We start from the raw sequence: 2,915 nt of genomic DNA on the forward strand, positions 1-2,915 counted from the left end.
AAAGAAGCATTAACCGGTAAGAAAGACAGAAGATGGAAAATTGAACATGCTCAAGTGATTCAAGAATCCGATTTTGATTATTTTGCGACTGGAATAATTCCTTCGGTTCAGCCTACTCATGCAACATCTGATATGTATTGGGCAGGTGAAAGATTAGGAAAAGATAGATTGAAAAATGCCTATGCCTATAAAAAATTACTTCAAAAAGCAGGAATCGTTGCTTTGGGTACAGATTTTCCTGTAGAAGAAGTAAATCCAATGTTGACATTTCATGCAGCTGTAGCAAGAAAAGATATTAAGAACTATCCAACGGCAGGTTTTCAAATGGAAAATGCTTTGACAAGGGAAGAAACGTTGAGAGGAATGACCATTTGGGCTGCTTTTTCTAATTTTGAAGAAAAAGAAAAAGGAAGTCTTGAAGTGGGTAAATGGGCCGATTTTGTAATGTTTGATCAGGATTTGATGAAAGTTGATGAAACGCAAATGGTTAAATTAATTCCGACTCAAGTGTTTTTGAAGGGAGCGAAAGTGAAATAATTTTTTTTTGCAAAAAGTAAAAATTTATAATTTCTGATGAAAAATTAGACTTGATTCTTTTGTATTTTGAACTAAATTCTATATTCTACCTAAACTATTTCAAAATAGTGTTATATATTACAATTTAATTTAACATAATGTTAAATTGATGTTCTTTTGTATCAAGAACTATCGGAATCATTAAAAAAAACGTGATTCCCTAATAAAACTTTTGTAAATTCGCCACCTTAAAAGTTTGACTTTAAAACTAAAGAAATTATGAGCAAAACAATGACAGTCGACATATTGTCGAGTATTAAAGGAGCACAGCCTTCAGAGAGCGTGAACAAATTATTTGATGTAATTAAAAATGCAGTTCCATCAAATAATAATTCTTTAAATAATGTCAATTATAATTGTGTGTCTGTAAATAATTTAAGAGAAGATGTTGTGATAGAGAGTTCGGCTATTGAGAAACAAATAATTTTGGAAAACTTCCCGAACAAGAAAAATGGTTTTTTAGTTGTTGCTAAAGTTATAGAAGGATAAAAAATGGATTCTCAAATAAAAAAAATACACCAACAACTGGTGTCAAAACAAATAACTTGTACTGCTTTGGTACAAGAGAAATTAGACCTACTTAAACAAAATACTTATAATTCAGTAAATTCTTTGTTAGATACTTTGGCCTTAGATTTAGCGGCTAAGGTGGATGCTAAAATTGCAAAGGGTAAAACAATAGGTTTGTTGGAAGGAATTCCTTTTGGAATTAAAGATGTATATATGTTGCAAGGAACTTACGCTACTGCAAGTTCTGATTTGTTGAAAAATTATAAATCTCCTTACACTGCAACAGCCATTCAAAAATTATTGGATGCAGGTGCTATTCCATTAGTAAAAGAAAACTGTGATAGTTTTGGTCACGGGTCTTCTAGTGAAAACACCATTTTTGGTGCTGTAAAAAACGCTATCAATCCAGAATTAGTTGCCGGAGGTTCAAGCGGTGGATCTGCAGTTAACGTTGCTAAAGAGTATACTGTTTTTTCAATTGGTGGAGACACGGGTGGTTCTATTCGTCAGCCAGCTGGATACAATCATATTTATGGTTTAAAACCAACTTACGGAAGAATTTCCAGATACGGGCTTATGGCTTATGCATCTTCTACCGATTGTGTTGGTCCATTGACAAAATCCATTGAAGACATTCGAATTGTGTTGAACGTAATGAGTGGAAAAGACCCAAAAGATCAAACTTCAATTACGTCATCGGAAATTAGTGAAGAAGCAATTGCAACTTCAGCCGTAAAAACAATTGGTTATTTTAAAAACTTTATCGAAAGTGATGCGATTGATGCTCAAATAAAATCTGATTTTTTAGCAAGTATCGAAAAAATAAAAGCCAAAGGAATTGAAGTAAAAGAGTTGGATTTTTTCAAATCGGATATTTTGGTTTCAACTTACTATACGTTGGCAATGGCTGAAACGGCCTCAAATTTGTCTCGTTTAGACGGAACAAATTATGGTAATCGTATTGAAGCTGAAAATTTAATTGAAACTTATGCAGTTACTCGATCTGAAAATTTTTCAGAAGAAACAAAACGTAGAATTGTAGGAGGAAACCAAGTGTTGTCTCAAGGTTTTTCAGATGAAATATATTTAAAAGGATTGGCTTTAAGAGATCAAATTTCTGAAAATTTCAGTAAAGATTTTGAAGCAGTTGATATTATCTTGTCACCAGTTACACCAAACACTCCTCCTAAAATTGGAGACAGTTTAAAAGATCCGTTGGCTATGTATTTATCCGATGCCTATACGGTTGGTTTTAGTTTGGGACAATTGCCAACTTTAACCGTGCCACAAGGAACAAGCACAGGATTGCAAATTACTGCGGCAAAAAATAATGATGAATTAGTATTGAAGTTTGCTAACTTCTTAAAAGAATTGATATAATGGAATTGGAGCAATTAACAGCGGCTATAAAAGCCCACGATTTAGAATTGGTAATTGGACTGGAAACTCACGTTCGATTGAATACCAAAACCAAGTTGTTTTGTTCTTGTCCAAATCAAGAAATAGAAACACCTAACCAAAACATATGTTCAGTTTGTACGGGACAAATGGGGGTTTTGCCTGCTTTAAACAAAGAAGCGATTACAAAAGCGATTTACTTTGGAAAAGCGGTGGATTCGTCATTTAGTAATGAAGTGATATCTTGGGATAGAAAGCATTACGAATATCCGGACAACCCAAAAAACATTCAAATTACCCAATATCACAATCCAATTATTCCTGATGGGCACGTGTCTTGTTACCGAAATGACGGCTCTCAATTTACCGTAAATTTAACTCAGGTTCATATAGAAGAGGATGCTGCAAAATTGATGCACGAAAAGAAGATT

The 2,915-nt window shown here is 33.5% G+C and carries 3 protein-coding genes and 1 pseudogene; all 4 read left to right on the forward strand.

The features are described 5' to 3' along the window. Nucleotides 1-537 (forward strand): amidohydrolase family protein (locus VFS71_RS11280; RefSeq protein WP_326401343.1); only part of this gene is annotated, 537 nt, incomplete at its 5' end. Nucleotides 538-795: 258 nt separating this feature from the next. Then, nucleotides 796-1,065: a hypothetical protein gene (locus tag VFS71_RS11285; protein WP_326401345.1), complete on the forward strand. Its 270-nt coding sequence runs from the start codon at nucleotides 796-798 to the stop codon at nucleotides 1,063-1,065. Between the two features lie 3 nt (nucleotides 1,066-1,068). Next, nucleotides 1,069-2,466 (forward strand): amidase, encoded by a 1,398-nt coding sequence (locus VFS71_RS11290; protein ID WP_326401347.1) that lies wholly within the window; start codon nucleotides 1,069-1,071, stop codon nucleotides 2,464-2,466. Further along, nucleotides 2,466-2,915 (forward strand): annotated as a pseudogene (locus tag VFS71_RS11295) (Asp-tRNA(Asn)/Glu-tRNA(Gln) amidotransferase GatCAB subunit B); the annotation flags it as partial. The gene VFS71_RS11290 and the pseudogene VFS71_RS11295, both read left to right, overlap by 1 nt.

Origin of the sequence: Flavobacterium sp. (assembly GCF_035760125.1) — a bacterium.
In the GTDB taxonomy this organism is placed as follows: Bacteria; Bacteroidota; Bacteroidia; order Flavobacteriales; family Flavobacteriaceae; genus Flavobacterium.